Here is a 16545-nt window from a genome sequence, read left to right on the forward strand (position 1 = left end):
GGCGGTTCGCCCGGCCTTTTTTTTGATTGATTGACGTCGTGCGGCACGCTACCGTACCGACATGAGATTCGGTTTTGTCTCAGCGAATATTCTCGACCTCAGACGCAGTCCGGACATGCATTCTGAGCGCGTTCACCAGACGCTTTTTGGATCCCCGGTTCGAGTGCTCGAGGAGTCCGGGGCTTACGTGTTGGTCGAAGATCCCATCGGATACCGGGGGTGGGCACATCAGGGGGGACTGGCAGTAATCAATCGGTCGCAGTTCAGCGCGGCGAGGACAGGGCGGTTGGCCGTTGTCCGGGCGCTGCAGGCACGTCTCCACGAGGTCGATGGGACAATCGCGGGGCCACCCCACATCGTCTACTATGGGACGATAGTTGCGCTTAAGGGGGTGGCGGGCAGTATGGTAATGATTGCGACGCCCGACGGTACCCGATATGCGATCAAGCAGGCTCAAATTGCGCCGATCAACGGTAAAAGAGACAGAGTACCGACAGGCGCCGCGCTGGTACGTGAGGCCCGCCGCTTCCTCGGGGCACCGTATCTGTGGGGTGGTGTCAGCACCCCGGGATTCGATTGCTCGGGGCTGGTTCATACGATCTGCGCGAGGTTCGGAATCAGCGTGCCTCGGGATACCGCGGACCAGATCGGCGCGGGGCGTCATGTCGAGCGAGCCGAAGTGCGCACCGGCGATTTACTGTTTTTCGATCGCCATGTCGGTTTTGCGGCTGGGCGAGGGCGCTTGATTCATTCTTCCCTGGCGGGCCAGGGCGTGAGGGAGCAGTCGCTGTCGCCCGATGACGCCGATTACCGAATCGATCTGGACCGGACGTATCGGGAAGCGAGGAGAATCGTATGATAAGAATCGACACCGTGAAGGTATCTCTTCCGCTGAAGAAGAAGTTCGTTATTTCGAAAGGGCAGGCGGCCGTCAAGACGAACCTGATAACGGTACTGAATAACCGGTACAGCGGAGAAGCATCGGGTTCGGTGTACTACGGGCCATCGATAGAGGATATCCAGGACGATATCCGGAGAGGCGTCGGTTTCCTGACGGCGAAAAAGGTAGTCGACCAGCACACGCTCGAGGAATTGAACGAACTGGACGTTCACCCGGCCGCACGTTCGGCGTTGATCGCGATGACGCTCAATTACATATCGGGGGAGACCAATCGATATCCATGGGAGATTCTCGGAGTGGGATCACCGGTGGGTATACGCAACTCGATCACGATCGGTATTGATTCCCCCGAGCAGGTGAAGAGTGAAATCGCGCATACCGAGCATCCGATTATCAAGCTCAAGCTCGGGTCTCCCCACGACGCCGAAATCATACTTCTCTTGAAGGAAGTGGGCGGTAAGGAGATCCGGGTGGATGCCAACGGCGCGTGGACGCTGGAGCAGGCTGAAGAAATGATCCACGGCCTCGCGATGAGCGGGGTTCGTGTCATCGAACAGCCGACCGGTCCGGAAAACGTTCGCGAGTGGCCCCATCTCAAAGGCAAGAATGAGGATATCGAGCTGCTTATCGACGAAGGCCTGTGCACCGTGGACGACTATCATTCGTTCTCCGAGTATGTCGACGGCGTGAATATCAAGATGGTTAAATCCGGCGGGGTGATCGAGGCGATCAAAATCGCCACGAAGGCACGCGAGGAGAAGAAGAAAGTCATGCTCGGGTGCATGGTGGAATCGTCGGTCGGGATAGCCCAGTCGATCTACATGTCGTCTCTGGGCGATTATTATGATCTTGACGGTCCACAGTTGCTGGATGAAGATATCGCCTCCGGAATCAGCTACGACAAGGACTCGATCGCGGTGGATCGCGAGATTATCGGCGGGCCGAAGCTGAAACGGGATGTCGTTGAGAAGTACATTCAGGAATAGGCTGCCGCTTGCAGCGGCGCTGGTGTGGCTGGGTGTCACGGCCGCATCGCAGACAAATCCCGGGATCACGATCATTTATCCCAAGCCGGGGCAGACGGTCGGGGCGGTAGACTCGACGTTTGTCCTCGGTCACCTTCCCGAAGGGCTATCCGGGGAACTTGATGAGTATTATGTCACGGTCAACGGGGGCAGCGCGTTTCCGGTCCATCGAGACGGCGGGTGGATCGCGTTTGTGCCGGTGATGCCGGGCGACTTAACGTTCACGGTGGATGCGTATCCTTTGCACGGTGAGCGGGCCGAACCCGCAGGTGCGTCGTTTCCGGTGGCGAGTGGATCGGTCAGCGTGATCATTCCGCAGCCGCTACCGCCGCTTCGACATGATTCCGTTCAGATCCTTGGTGATTTCCAGCCGCCGCAGGGAGATTTGTCTTTGCGCGGGGGCGACATGCTTGCGGTGTCGTTCCGCGGGACGCCGGGGCTGAGCGCGTGGTTTTCGATTTCGGGGGTGGCGGATTCCGTGCCGATGAGCGAGGGGGAGCCACGGCCCCAGGCGTATTGGGGGGAGTCGGTCTTTGGAGCAGGTGCGATTCCCGACTCACTTCTCATGCGGGGAATCTACTGGGGGTTTCTTACGGTGCCGGAGAGTGCGCGCGTAGTCGATTCACCCATCATGTATCGTCTGGGGCTATCGGAGGACGCATTGCGGACGATGCGTCTGCTTACGGGCGGAGCGATCACGGGCACGATCGGCGACTCGACGTTTTTCGGGCTGCGTCCGCTCGTTTCGCGACGAAGCGCGTATCGGGTGTCTATGAACGACCCTGATTTTCCGTTCACGGTGCGGTTTGTGGACTCGGTTCAGATCATTCGGCACGAGCCCCGGCGCGGCTATTTCTCCATATTTCAGCCGGCCGGCGTGGAGGCCCTGGCGGTGGGAGCCGAAGGCGACTGGTACCGACTTCAGCTGTCGGAAACACAGTATGCGTGGGCGGCCAAGACTTCAGTGGAACGGCGGCCGCCGGGGATATTGCCGCCGAAGTCATATGTCAGGGTTATTCGGACCTACGCGCAGGAAGATCACGCACGGGTCGAGATTGCGTTGTCCGGCCAACATGTGTTCCAGGTATTCGAAGAAAGCGCGACACGGATTCGAGTTCGCTTGTTCGGCGTGACCAGTGACACGGATTGGATCCGGTACGACACCAGGGATTCCCTGATCGAGCATATCACGTGGAATCAGCCGGAGCCGGGCTGCTACGAAGCGGTCGTGACGACCTCGCGGCCGATCTGGGGATACGACACGTATTATGAAGGAACGCGTTTCTACCTGCAGATAAACCGGGCGCCGGAGGACTTGCCGTCTGTCGAGGGTAAACGGATCGTGATCGATCCGGGGCATTCCGCCGATCCCGGGTCGGTAGGTCCGACCGGACTTACGGAGGCCGAAGCGAATCTCGGCATCGCGCTGGTTCTGGAAGAGCTGCTCGAGCATCGCGGCGCGGAGGTCATCATGACGCGCAGCGACGCCAGTCATGTGGCGCTGTATGACCGGCCGGCAATCGCCAAGCTGGCCGACGCCGACCTGTTCGTATCCATACATAACAACGCACTGCCTGACGGCGTGAATCCGTTCGTCAACCACGGAACATCGACATACTATTATCACCCGCACTCTTTGGCGCTGGGGCGCGCAATTCACCGGCGCATGGTTGATGCGACGGGATTGCCCGATCACGGTTTTTATCATGGAAATCTTGCGGTCAATCGACCGACACAGTATCCTGCGGTGCTTGTCGAATGCGCCTTTATGATCCTGCCGGAGCAGGAGGCGATGTTGAAGACAGAGTCGTTTCGGATAGAAGTGGCGCGCGCGATTGCCGCGGGGATAGATGACTTCCTCAAGGAGTATGTGCATGACCGTTAAGACCGTGCCTGCATCGGGAACCGGCAAGAAGAAGAAACAGCCGGTGTGGTTGCTGTATGGAGCGCTGATACTAGGGGGGCTGCTCTTTCTGGCGGAAGCGGTGGGGATCGCCGCGTTGCAGCGGACGACGGCGCGGCTGGGGATTGCGCTTCTGTATTCGGCGCTGGCGTTGATCGTGGGGAACGGTCGGACAATGGGTTATGTGGCAACGGCGATCGTGTGTTTGTCGGCGTTGATAGTATTTTTCGTGTGAGTTCGTTTCGGCGCCGCCCAGCTTTCCGATAAAATCATTGACAACACAATCCACGACGGTATCTTTCCTGTAGGTTACGTCTGGTCACACCTATAAGCGGGAGGGATGCCCCATGCGGAAGATTTCATTTGTTCTGGCCACGGTGCTTTTCTGTGCCATTCCTGTATTCTCACAGGTTGAGATTATCCTCGATGAGCAATGCGGCTACTTGCCCGGCGGGGACGTGCCGGCCAACTACTTCACTCAGGATATCTATATACAAAACCCGAACGACACCGTCTGGGAGTTGTGTGTGGTTATGGCGCTCCACAAATCCTCCGATATCCCTTCGATTGATGTGGATCCCTCGTGGAGCTATGACGTCGATTCGATGTTCGGGTACTCCGAGATTTTCGTGCTTCAGGAGGATTCCATAACCTATCTTTTGCTTGAATTCGGGCAACCGCTGTGGTTTGGCGCTGGAATCCAGCCCTCGGAAGACCCAATAAAGCTCTGTAATTTATGGGTCTCGTTCGCACCGTTTGAGAATTCAGAGCCTGAGCGCCGAATCTGGTTCGATTCTACCGCCTATGATACGTTGTCTCATTTCTGGCACTACAACGCCAACTATGAAGGCAGCCAGATGGCGTTCTCCGGACCGCCTGAGTACCGGATTGCGTGGCTGCCAAATACGGCTCCGATCATCCTTGAACCCAACCCTGGTGGAGAAATGTGGATTGCGGGACCCGGCTGCACAAAGACCGGGTGGTGGTGGCCGCATGTCAACGTCTTGTTGGAATTCGATAGCGTTGTGGCGGCCGTATATGGGCCGGGACAGATAACTCGAGCTGACCTGTACGGGGTGCAGTGGGAGTATACGCCGGCTCCGGAGGATGCCGGGCAGACCTTCCAAATGTACATAGGTATCAACTTCGCCGTTTGCGGTGAACCGGTGACCTCCTACTTCACGAATCTCCATCCGTACATCATACACGTCGGAGAGGCGGACACGAAACCCGAGTTTGTCCATTTCCAGCAGACCACTTATATCGCGAGCGTTGGCGAACCTCTTGAAATCTCGTTCGAACTCGACGATCCCGATCCAGAATACAATACCTATCGCTACTACGTCAGTTCTCAGGACCCTGAGCCTCCCGCGACAATCGATCCGGAGACAGGCGTGTTCACGTTCCTCGGCAGTATCGACGATACGGCGACCTACTGGGTGAACGAAGTGGTCGAAGGGAAGTGTGGTGCGGTCGCCGATACGATCGGGTTCTTCGTGTATCTGTACACGGATCCGGTCTGCGGTGACGCCAACCACAACGGCAATATCGACCTTTCCGACCTGATCTGGATCACCAACTACATGTTTATGGGTGGTGTAGAGCCCGTGCCACTGCTTTCCGGCGATGTCAATTGCGATAGTAATGTTGATTTGTCCGACCTGATCGGTCTGGTCAACTACCTCTTCATGGGCGGGGCGGCCCCCTGCGCCGACTGCCCGTGAGCAGTCTATTTTGTTGGATGACTCGAGCCCGCGTCGGAGGTTTTTCGGCGCGGGCTTTTCAGTTCATTTGTCGTACATTCTGATCTTGCCGCATTCGCCGAGTTATCCCTGTACTCTCAACGTCCCATAGATCTTGCCGGACTATCGCCGCCTGTCCCAACTTTGCACAGGTCAAGAAGGTCGGGCATTTTGTCGAATATGAGAGCATAGGGAGACGTATGCCTGCAAACAAGCACGGGAGGACCATATGGGTCTTTTGATTGAGGTTCTGGAATGGATGGACCCCACCGGAGAGGAGATGATCTACCGAATCCCGCAGGAGGGATCGGCGGACATCAAATGGGGCGCGCAGCTTATTGTCCGCGACAGCCAGATGGCGATATTTTTCAAGGACGGTCACGCCGCCGATTCGTTCGCGACGGGTCGTCATATGCTATCGACCCTGAACCTTCCGATCCTGACTCGTTTGCTTTCGTTTCCGTTCGGGTTCAATTCTCCGTTTCGGGCCGAGGTCTACTTCACGAATCTCAAGGTCTTTACGGACTTGAAGTGGGGGACCAAGCACCCGGTTACGTTTCATGACAGCACGCTCGGCCTGATCAGGCTTCGCGGGCACGGCGCATTTACGATGCGGATCGCCGAGCCGATTCTGTTTCTGAACTCGATCGTCGGTCGCCAGGCGCGCTATACGACGGCCGACATTCAGAGCTACCTTCGCGACGTCATAATCGCGCGTCTGAACGACCTGCTCGGCGAGAAGCTGGACACGATTTTGGACCTGCCGAAGATCTATACCGAGCTGGCGGCGGAGTTCAAGGGGATCGTGAAGGTTGAGTTCGACAAGTACGGTCTCGAGCTGGTCGATTTTTATATTTCGTCGATAACGCCGCCCGAGGATGTCGCGAGTTTGATCGATCAGCGTTCGGGGATGCAGGCGGTCGGGGATCTCGACGCGTTCTTGAAATTCCAGATGGCCAAGGGCCTGGGCGCACAATCGGGAACCGCCAGCGCCGGCGCGGGACTCGGGATGGGGGCGGGGATCGGGATGCTGATGCCGGGGATGATGTCGAAAGTATTCGCCCCGGAACAGACCGATCTGCGCACGGCTCCGGTGGCCACGGTGACATGCCCCAAGTGTCATGCCGACACGCCGGAGCAGTCGCGATTCTGCTACCGCTGCGGCCACGCCATGGTGCGGCAGAACCAGTGTCCCTCCTGCGGTCACGAACTGCCGACCGAATCCAAATTCTGTCTGGAGTGCGGTTACAAGCTGGATGCCGCGATGAAGTGTCCGCATTGCGCCGCGGAGTTGATCGCGGGGTCGAAGTTCTGCGGGGAGTGCGGCAACCCGATCGTGACGAAGCCGAACAACGGTGAGGCGGATGCAGACCGGCCTGAGCAATCCCGTTAGCCGAGCGGCCGAACAGGCCGGATTCTATATCGGCGTCACGTGTCCCGGGTGCGGCAGCAAGCTCAAGCTCGGCGACAGCCTGTTCGTGCTGATTTGTCACTATTGCGGCTCGCATCTGAAAATCGAGATGCCTGACGTGCCGGCGGCGTACATGGTGAATCCAAAGACGGACGCCCGCCAGGCGCGTTTTTCGATCGACCGGTACCTCAAGGAGCACGACCTGCCGCTAACCGGCCCGGACCTGTTCATGCGGTATTTTTACTATCCGTACTGGAAGATCGACGGGGCCCTGTTGAAAGTGCGCAATCGTATCGAGCGACGGACGGCGGTCGCCGGGGACTACGGCGAGACGGGCGAGACGGAGCAGACGACGGAGGTGCGACGCACCGAGGTCGCGCTGACGCCGTTTTTGACGACAATCGCAGCCGGGCCGTTTCTCGAGGACATACCCTACACGATCGGTTTGCGCGCGGAGTATATCAGCCTGGCGCCGTACGCGCGCGATCAAATGGATGAGGCCTACGTTTCGCTGCCGATCGAGATGAGTCGTGAAAAAGCGCGGGAGAACGCGGAGCGTGCGATCAACCAGTTGAGCGTTACCTTTCAGGGGGATTTCGGCAAGAACCGGACCGATCTGCTTCACCCGCAGTTTTCGCTGATCTTCTACCCGTACGTATCGGTGGAAATGGAATCGCCTCGGTACTACCGCTTTTTGGTCGACGGGCTGACCGGCAGGGTGCAGTTTTTTCGCGACGAACGGTCGGGGATATCGACGGCACTCGACAAGGACCGTCCGCCGGGAATCGAACTGGGCGAGCTGCGCGTAACGTTGCATCGCTGCCACTCGTGCGGCGAGGATCTGCCTCGGGGTCGGTCGCACGTATACGTGTGCAACAACTGCCACACGGTGAATCTTGTCGACGCCCGTGGTCTCGATGTCGAGGCGATTCGCTGGGTGGAGCCGCCGGCAAGCAGCACCGATCCGTTGTTTCCGTTCTGGTCGTTCGAGCTGGCGGCGGAGGACAGCGCGGATGTAGCGCGCATGTTCGGCGGCGTGTATCGTTCGAATCGATTGGTGGTACCGGCTTTTCGACTGCCGAATTTCGAGGCCGCGTACCGACTGACGCAGCGGATGTCGGCAGCGATCAACCAGATCGACACCGAATTGATCTACACCTATCACCAGCGGTTCCGCCCGGTCACCCTGGGGCCGTCGGAGGCAATCGTGCACGCGGAGATCATGATCTATCGCGCGCGCGTGGGGAAAGCACCGCATGTGGATATCGGTGACATACGATTCAAGCCGTCGTCGGCCCAGATCGTGTATCTCGCGTTTCATGAAGAGGCATACTTCTTCGTCGACTCGGTACTGAATGCCGTAACATTCGAGAAGAATCTCGTGGTATGAGGGTATGAAACGCAGGGCTGTGAACGGTGGGGCGCGTGGGTACACGCTGATCGAGTTGGTGATCCTGATTGTCATTGTCGGGGTGCTCGCGGGAGCGGCGCTGCCCCGGTATCGTGATCTTTCGGTCGACGCCCGGGTGTCTGCCTGCAAAGGGAGCCTGAGCGCGGTGCGCGAGGGGATTTCGCTTTATTATGCCCGGCAGGTATTACTGAGCGGGGTGGGATCGTACCCCGATATCGACTCGCTGACTCATTCCGATTTGGTGATGCGGGGGGCGTTTCCGCCAAATCCATTTCAGATTCATGCGGCTGATTCAGTGGTGGCGGGTGAGTATCCCGGGCAGATTGGAGGGGAGCGGGGCGGCTGGGTATATAACCCGGCTACCGGTCAGTTCTGGGCAAACACGTCGACCGTGATTTCATCGGCGTGGCTAACGCCGGAACGCCAGATCAACGAGAATCTGTTCTGACGTCCGCTTGCTGAAGTCTTTGCCGGAATTCCTCCAAAAGCAAGAAAGTCGTCGTACAAGTTTGATAGAGTATGCGTTACGGCGAAATGGCTTTGTTTTGTCATTTTTAGGGGGCCTCATTTCCCCTCCCCTCCCGTCGGCGGTTGGGGTAACGACTTACGGTTCCCGGGTAGATTTTCGGTATTGTCGGATACGTGCAGCATCGCTTCCTCCTTTTACTATAGGGGGCGCGCCGTTTTATCCATCGAAAGTGTAGGGAAAGTGCGGGGGATTGAGTGGGGCGGCCGAGGTGTGGCAGGTCCGAAGCGGGACCTTCCCTGCGAAGATTGGCGGTTTCGAAGACGGAACCGCCCTACAGGGACTTCCGTTTCGCTTGTTCGTGGTCCTGAATGAGTAGCGCCTAGCTGCCGGGTTCATCATTGCCGATCGATTGTACCGCCGTTTTGATGGCATCAATGATCGCGGACATGTTCCGCTGCGCTGCCAGGTCTTCGACTTTCGCGGGGCTGACCATGGTGCACAACCGTTGCCACACCGTCCAGGCTTTCTCCGGCGACCCAAACGATTCTTTATTGAGCAATCCGAGACCGGTCAGGCGGTCCGTCCATAGGCGGCCGAGTGTACGGAGTCTGTCAGCCTTTGCGTACACCTCGCGATCGCGCCCGGACAGGCGAGCCCGAGCAGCATAGTCCGGGGTTGCTCGAAGGATCGAGATAGCCGAGTCGGCTTCGGCTCTGCTCGCGAATGTCACCGACACTCGATAACGCTGCCATAGGGAAACAACAGTCAGCCCAGCCTTCTCATCAGGCGGACCGACCACTGTCAAACGATCGTTGCCGATTGCGACGCCGGCGTCGACACGGTCTTCGGCTGCCCCGCTTGCGGCGAAAGAGATTCGGTCGCGTCCGGAATGATCGGACAGGGCGACGGCGAAACCGTTGGCATCTATCCCGAGCCACGCGGGATGTTGACGGCCTTCGGCGTCGTGGTACACAAAATCGATCTTCAGTTGTTCCGTATCCGGAGCAATCCTGACCTGTGACACGCCCGTGTTGGAGTTGGGTGTGAGCATCATTGGTTTCTCGGCATTCTTCTCGCCGGATTGATCGGCTAGCGGGAACGAGATTGGACTACATGCCAGCGCCAGAGAGAGCGCTGTGGTGATAAGGCATTTCATTGGGACCTCCCCACCCGCGAGGGGGCGTCTGCGTCACACGATAGATGCAGTTCCCCCGATCTGAAGTCGCGCCTCTACCGTGATGATTCATTCGGTCTGCGTGAGGGTCGATTTGTTTGTTTCGAGGATCGGGAGAGTGTGTCCTGGCGGGCCAGCCACCGCCATACCGTGAAGACAACCGAATCCGCCCGGACACCTCCCGATCTCGATTCTCACCTCACCCTCTCGGGTGTACTTACTGCACCGCCGTGGTATACAACTTCGATGCCGAACCGCGTGCAGGTCATGTGACAGCCGGATATCGCACTCGGTGACAGCAGGTTGTGCGAGAAGTAGTGAGTTGCCCGGCTGAGTGTTTGTGGGGGGCTGGCTGCGCGAATTCGCGCAGTTCACTCACGGTTTTTCGCGCAGCAGCGTGAAGCTGTGATATGACAGGAGGTTTGTGTCTCGCGGATTCGCGCAGCGTTTTCGCGCAGAATTGAATTGTCGTGGGTGTGTTTGTGATACCGAGCGGGGCTTTCGTTGTTGTGCTCAACCGGACATGGTGAATGCCTAAACAAGCTCGAGAAGGAGGATCCGGGGTGGCAGAACCGGTTCGTCCGAATTCTACGTTTCGAGGGGTCGTGAAAGGTGCAGTGCCGATTAACATCCGACCCGGGACGGTTGTACGGTACTTGGCGGGTCAGGAGTGGGGGCGGATATTCATCAGCGTCATGATGGCGGGTTCGAAGGCGGATCTGCTACGGGGACCGATTTATGTGATTGCCGGTTGGGGGATTTTTTGTATTATAGATACTGCACGTGTGGGCAGTATTGATCGAGATGAAAGACAGGGTCGTCGGCGCACGAGGACGTACGCCAACCACGAATCGGGAGGGGTCGTCGGCGCACGAGGACGTACGCCAACCACGAATCGAGATGAAAGACAGGGTCGTCGGCGCACGGGGACGTACGCCAACCACGAATTAGTAATAAGGGAAGATATGAAACCGGACCACTCGTACAGCCCCGTCACCGAGCGATTTTTCGACAGTCTGATCGCCCGGGCCGAGCAAAAAGCTCCTGCGGCAGTTGTTCGGCAGGAGATTGCCGGGCGCTGGCCGGAGGCGGTGTGCGGGCACGAGCAGTTCGAACGGCGGGTGTTTGTTTCGGGGATAGAGTCGTTTGATCGTCTGTTTGTGTTGGGGGGGGTCCCGTACGGGCAGTTTATCGAGATCACCGGGGGGAGTTGTTCGGGCAAGACGGGATTAATGTTTCGCTTGATATCAGGCATGGTAAGAAGTTACGGAAAAGCAGCTTATATCGATTTTTGCAATTGTTTTTTTGGTCCGGCCGCAGAATATGGGGGGCTTGATCCGGCTCATCTGCTGGTTGTCAAGCCGGACAGTCTAGCGGGGGGGATTCGCGCCGCTGAGCTGCTGCTCAAGCATCGGGAGGTAACAATTGCGGTGTGTGATCTGGTCGGGACCACCCGGGAGCTTCCCATAACCCTGTTGCACCGGCTTCGGCGCAAGACGGTTCGGGCTCGCGGGCTGGTGATTTTTCTGACCGATCGTGCCGCCGAGATTATTCCTGCCAGTATGGCATCGCTGCGGCTTTCGGTTGATCGAATTGATTCGGCCCGGGTGGCTGTGCAGGTGGTCAAAAGCCGACTTTGCAAACCGGGTCAGGCGGTGGAGGTGGTGCTTGAACCGCACTGAGCGCATAGCGGCCCTGGTTGTCCCGGCTTTTCCGGTGGCGCTGTTTCTTTGCGATAATCCGCAGTATCGCGCCCGGCCGGTGGTCGTGGCTGACGGCGGAGAGGAGGCCTCGGAGATAATCGCAGCGAATGATATCGCATTGGCGGGAGGTATTCGGTCGGGGCAGACAGTCGCCCAGGGGCGGCTTCGGGTGGACAATCTCCTGTCGGTCCCATACGACCGGGAGCGGGAGATGGTGGGGTCCAGTCGTTTGATGAACCGTTTGCAGGCCCTGACGCCGTTTGTCGAGGAGGAATGTCCGGGGAGGTATTATCTCGAGGTCGGGGGGATGATGCTTTTGTATCGGAGCGAGCACCGTTTTGCCCGGGCGGTGTGTGACCTGCTGGCCGGGCTTGGGTTGCCGGCCACGGTCGGGGTGGCGAGCAATACATCGGTGGCGACGGTTGCGGCGGCGGTTGCGGGCGGGCAGGAGGAGCCGATAGTGGTTGTTCCCGACGGCACCGAGCAGGAGTTTTTGCGGCCGCTGCCGATTACGCGCCTTCCGATCAGCGACGACACAATCGAGAAACTTCGCCTGCTCGGGATCCGCACGATCGGCCAGGTGGCTTCGTTTGGGTCGAACGAGTTGATCGGTCGGTTCGAGGCCGACGGGATGACGCTGGCGCGGTTGTCGCACGGGGTCAGTGACGATCTGTTTGCGCCGGAACAGCCGACCGAGGCGATCGAGGCCGACAAGTCGCTGTTGTATCCGGTCGAGACGATCCCGGCTTTGCTTGCCGAAATCGAGCCGTTGCTGGATATCGTACTGCGGAGGCTTCGGACGGTCAGTCGCGGGTGTGCCTGCCTGGAGGTCGAACTGGTGTGCGAGGATAAGCAGCGGCAGACGGTATCGCTGGCGCTGGAGTCGCCCGGTTTGTCGGCTCGACCGTTTCTCCGGCAGTTGAAGCAGGCTCTATCATCGATCCGGTTTGGGGCCGGCGTCATAGGGATACGAGTGCACGTGCCGAATGCGGTGACGGTGGTTGGGGAGCAGCTTGATTTATCCCGCCTGGCCGGCGGTCGACCGCGGAGCAAACGCCAGTCGGTCACACTGCCGCCCGGTGTGGAGCGGGCGTATTGTTTTCGGCGGCAGTATTCCCCGCTGCCCGAAAAGATGTTCGTGCTGGCGCCTTATGGCGATGATACGCGGCGGTCACCCTCGGTCGAGCGTACGGTTAGTCCGGCGCCGTTTGTGCCGTACGCAGGCCGTTCCCCGGCGGGGCTTCGTCTTTTCCAGCCGCCGCAGTTGGTCCGGGTGGTGAGTGAAGGCGAGCGGCCGGTTCGCCTGACTCTCAACCGTCGCACGTACGGGGTTGTGCGGTTTGACGGTCCCTGGCGGTTGTCCGGAAATTGGTGGGACAGTCCGTTTGAGCGTCAGTACTACGAGGTTACGCTTGATGATGCGCAGGGAGGGCGGAGTTATCTGGTGTTTGTGCAGGGGAGCGGGGAGCAGTCGGGGGAGTGGTTTGTGCAGGGGGCGTTTGATTGAAGGGGTGTGGGGTTATGTTGATCTGTCACCCTTCGACCCGTCTCGGCGGGCTCAGGGTGAGGGGGGCTGGGGCGTGCACGAGTTCGGGATGATATAGGCGGGGAGGAGGTAGTATGAGAAGTAATGGCCGGAGTGTCATCGTATATCGAATTGCACTGTCATTCCAATTTTTCTTTTCTTGACGGCGCCGATCATCCGGAGACGTTGATTGTCCGGGCGGCCGATCTGGGCTATGCCGCGCTGGCGCTTACCGATCACAACGGGCTGTATGGTGCGGTGCGATTTCACAAGGCGGCACAGGCGGCCGGCGTAAAGGCGATCATCGGGGCGGAGCTGACGCTTGACAACGGGCATCATCTGGTTGTGCTGGTCGAGACCCAACAAGGATACGGCAATCTTTCGCAGATGCTTTCCGAGGCCCAGCTGGCGGGGAAGAAGGGGGAAGCCAGCGTGTCGTATGAGATGCTCGAGCGGTACCATGGGGGGTTGATTGCGTTGTCCGGGTGTGTGCAGGGTGAAGTACCCTCGCTGCTGGTTTGCGGTCGGGAGGATGAGGCGGCAAAGCGGGCGAAATATTATCGGGACCTGTTTGGCGAGGGGCGGTTTTATTTCGAGTTACAGCATCACAATCTGCCGGTGCACGAGTTTTTGTGTGCGAAGCTGGTCGAGCTCGGCGAATCGCTGGGGATACCGCCGGTTGCCACGAATAACGTCCATTACGCGACGGCCGACGGTCGTCGGCTGGCCGATGTGCTGGCATGTATCAAACATCACACGACGCTCGACGAGGCGGGGGAGGTTTTATATCCAAATGCGGAGCGGTATTTGAAGCCGCCGGAGGCGGTAGTTCGGCAGCTGGCGCGGTATCCCGAGGCGATCGCGAACACGGTTCGGATTGCCGAGCGTTGTGAATTTTCGATGGACCGGATACATCCGGTGTTGCCGGATTTCGAGGTTCCGTCGGGAGAGACGACATTCAGCTATCTTCGCAAGTTGACGTATGCGGGGGCGCGCAGTCGGTACGGGCGGTTGGGGGACAAGGTAGTTCGCCAGTTGCAGCATGAGCTTCGGATAATCAGGAAGCTCGACTTTTCGGGGTATTTTCTGATTGTCTGGGATATCGCGCGGTTTTGTCGTGACAGCGGTATTTTGAGTCAGGGGCGGGGATCGGCGGCGAATTCGGCGGTGTGTTATTGTCTCGGGATAACGGCGGTTGATCCGATCCGATTGGAGTTATTGTTCGAGCGGTTTCTTTCGGAGCACCGTCGCGAGCCTCCCGATATCGATATCGATATCGCCAACAACCGTCGGGAGGAAGTGATCCAGTATGTGTACGCCAAATACGGTCGTCGACACGCGTCGATGGTGTGCGAGGTGATAACGTATCGGGGGCGTTCGGCGATTCGCGACGTGGGCAAGGCGCTTGGTTTTTCGCCGTCGGAGGTGGATCGGCTGGCCAAGCATCTGGATTCCTACTCGCGCGGGGAGGAGATGGCGGAGCGTTTGCAGGAGGCCACGATCAATGTCAACGACCGTCGGGTGCAGTTGCTGCTCGATCTGTGCGCGCAGATTCGCAGGTTCCCGCGTCATTTGGGGATTCATGTGGGGGGGATGTTAATCACCAAGACGCCGTTGTCGCAGATCGTGCCGGTTGAAAACGCGACGATGCCCGACCGGAGCGTAATCCAGTGGGATAAGGATGACGCGCAGGACATGGGGCTGGTGAAGATCGATCTGCTCGGTCTGGGGATGTTGTCGTTGATGGATATTGCGTTTCGGTTGATCGAGCGGCATCACGGGATAGGTATCGATCCGGCCAGGCTGACGTACGACGATCCTCGGGTATACGATTTATTGTGTACGGCGGACACGGTGGGGGTATTCCAGGTTGAGTCTCGGGCGCAGATGAACACGCTGCCGCGCCACAAGCCTCGTCGGTTTTACGATCTGGTGGTGGAGGTTGCGCTGATTCGGCCGGGGCCGATCCAGGGGGATATGGTTCACCCGTATCTTCGCCGTCGCAACGGCGAGGAGCCGGTGACGTATCCGCATCCTCGGTTGAAGCGAATCCTGCAGCGTACGCTGGGGGTGCCGTTGTTCCAGGAGCAGGGGATGCAGGTGGCGGTCGCGGCGGCGGGATTTACGCCGAGCGAGGCGGACGAGCTTCGTCGCGCCATGGGGCACAAGCGTTCCCGGGAGCGTATGGAGGAGCTTTCGACGCGGTTGATTGCGGGGATGGTGGCGCGGGGGATCGACGAGGAATCGGCGTGGAAGATATTCAACCAGCTGGCGGCGTTTGCGGATTTTGGATTCACCGAGTCGCACGCCGCATCGTTCGCGCTGCTGGTCTATGTTTCGGCATACCTGAAGGTGTATTTTCCGGCGGAGTTTTACTGTGCGCTGCTCAACGCGCAGCCGATGGGGTTTTACACGCCGTCGACCGTGGTCTACGAAGCGCAGCGTCGCGGGGTGGAGATTCTGGGGGTTGACGTGTCGCGCAGCGAGTGGGATTGTAGGATCGAGAACGGCGCGGTGCGGCTCGGATTTCGGTATGTCAAATCGCTCGGGCCGTCGGCGCAGGGCGCGATCGAAGAGGCGTTGGCGGGCGGGCCGTTTCATACAATCGACGATTTTGTCTTTCGGACGAAACTGGATCGCGACGCACTCGAACAGATCGCCATGATCGGTGGATTCGACTGTTTTGGTACGAGTCGTCGACAGGCGTTGTGGAGGGTGCTGGCGTTGATCAACCGGTCGGCCGACGAGCTGCAGATGTCATTCATGGAGGAGGGGGAGCGGAAGTTATCGCCGATGGAGACGCTGGAGCGGCTGGCGGCGGATTTCAAGGGGATGAACCTGTCGAACGGGCCGCACCCGATGACGTTGATCCGCGACCGGCTGCGTCGGAAGCGCGTGTTTGCGGCTGGGGAGCTCAACGGGTTGTCCAATTACTCGTCGGCGATCGTGGCGGGGGTGGTGGTGATCCGTCAGCGTCCCGTTACCGCGAAGGGGTTCATATTCATCACGCTCGAGGATGAGACCGGTTTTGCCAATATCGTGGTCAAGCCGGCGATCATGAAGCGTTTTCGCCGGATCATTATTTTCTCGCGCGCCCTGCTGGTCCAGGGGACGCTGGAGAAGAAAGACGGCGTGATCAATATCATCGCTCACCGGCTTTACCCGCTCGAGTTCGAGAGCCGGGCGGTGCAGGTCAAGTCGCGCGATTTCCGATAGCGCCGCATCGGACTTGCATCATCGACCCGTCCTGCCTACATTCGGCAACACCCGTCAAGAACATA

Annotated in this window: 12 protein-coding genes; 11 read left to right on the forward strand and 1 reads right to left on the reverse strand. The window is 58.9% G+C overall.

What is annotated here, in order from left to right; translation table 11 throughout:
* The first annotated feature begins 115 nt into the window (after nt 1–115).
* From RBT76_03720 to RBT76_03755, 8 genes are all read left to right on the forward strand, one after another.
* The gene (locus tag RBT76_03720) at nt 116–859 is read left to right on the forward strand and encodes a C40 family peptidase (GenBank protein ID MDX9856877.1); all 744 of its coding nucleotides are present in this window, start codon (nt 116–118) and stop codon (nt 857–859) included.
* Nucleotides 856–1887: an enolase C-terminal domain-like protein gene (locus tag RBT76_03725; GenBank protein ID MDX9856878.1), complete on the forward strand. Its 1032-nt coding sequence runs from the start codon at nt 856–858 to the stop codon at nt 1885–1887. Before RBT76_03720 ends, RBT76_03725 begins: the two co-directional genes overlap by 4 nt.
* Nucleotides 1865–3811 (forward strand): N-acetylmuramoyl-L-alanine amidase, encoded by a 1947-nt coding sequence (locus tag RBT76_03730; GenBank protein ID MDX9856879.1) that lies wholly within the window; start codon nt 1865–1867, stop codon nt 3809–3811. The genes RBT76_03725 and RBT76_03730 overlap by 23 nt, the downstream gene beginning before the upstream one ends.
* Nucleotides 3801–4064, forward strand: a complete 264-nt coding sequence (locus RBT76_03735) for a hypothetical protein (protein MDX9856880.1) — start codon at nt 3801–3803, stop codon at nt 4062–4064. The genes RBT76_03730 and RBT76_03735 overlap by 11 nt, the downstream gene beginning before the upstream one ends.
* A gap of 112 nt (nt 4065–4176) precedes the next feature.
* Nucleotides 4177–5553, forward strand: coding sequence for a dockerin type I domain-containing protein (locus tag RBT76_03740; protein ID MDX9856881.1), 1377 nt, complete (start codon nt 4177–4179; stop codon nt 5551–5553).
* A gap of 247 nt (nt 5554–5800) precedes the next feature.
* A complete protein-coding gene (locus RBT76_03745; GenBank protein ID MDX9856882.1) occupies nt 5801–6964 on the forward strand; it encodes an SPFH domain-containing protein in 1164 nt (387 codons plus the stop codon).
* On the forward strand, nt 6936–8372 hold the full coding sequence (locus RBT76_03750; GenBank protein ID MDX9856883.1) for a hypothetical protein: 1437 nt from the start codon (nt 6936–6938) through the stop codon (nt 8370–8372). Before RBT76_03745 ends, RBT76_03750 begins: the two co-directional genes overlap by 29 nt.
* Nucleotides 8373–8376: 4 nt before the next feature.
* A complete protein-coding gene (locus tag RBT76_03755) occupies nt 8377–8841 on the forward strand; it encodes a prepilin-type N-terminal cleavage/methylation domain-containing protein (GenBank protein ID MDX9856884.1) in 465 nt (154 codons plus the stop codon).
* Between the two features lie 400 nt (nt 8842–9241).
* On the opposite strand, the gene RBT76_03760 is transcribed toward RBT76_03755, so the two are convergent.
* Nucleotides 9242–10018 carry a hypothetical protein gene (locus tag RBT76_03760; protein MDX9856885.1) on the reverse strand — a complete coding sequence of 259 codons (777 nt, stop codon included), beginning with the start codon at nt 10016–10018 and terminating at the stop codon, nt 9242–9244.
* Between the two features lie 983 nt (nt 10019–11001).
* Between RBT76_03760 and RBT76_03765 the strand changes: the two genes are divergently transcribed.
* The 3 genes from RBT76_03765 (at nt 11002) to RBT76_03775 (ending at nt 16480) form a co-directional block, all read left to right on the forward strand.
* Complete coding sequence (locus RBT76_03765) at nt 11002–11718, forward strand: hypothetical protein (GenBank protein ID MDX9856886.1); 717 nt, start codon at nt 11002–11004, stop codon at nt 11716–11718.
* A complete protein-coding gene (locus tag RBT76_03770; GenBank protein ID MDX9856887.1) occupies nt 11705–13246 on the forward strand; it encodes a hypothetical protein in 1542 nt (513 codons plus the stop codon). Before RBT76_03765 ends, RBT76_03770 begins: the two co-directional genes overlap by 14 nt.
* Nucleotides 13247–13369: 123 nt before the next feature.
* A complete protein-coding gene (locus RBT76_03775; GenBank protein ID MDX9856888.1) occupies nt 13370–16480 on the forward strand; it encodes an error-prone DNA polymerase in 3111 nt (1036 codons plus the stop codon).
* Nucleotides 16481–16545 lie beyond the last annotated feature (65 nt).

The sequence above is a fragment of the Candidatus Zixiibacteriota bacterium genome, assembly GCA_034003725.1.
GTDB lineage: Bacteria > Zixibacteria > MSB-5A5 > GN15 > FEB-12 > WJMS01.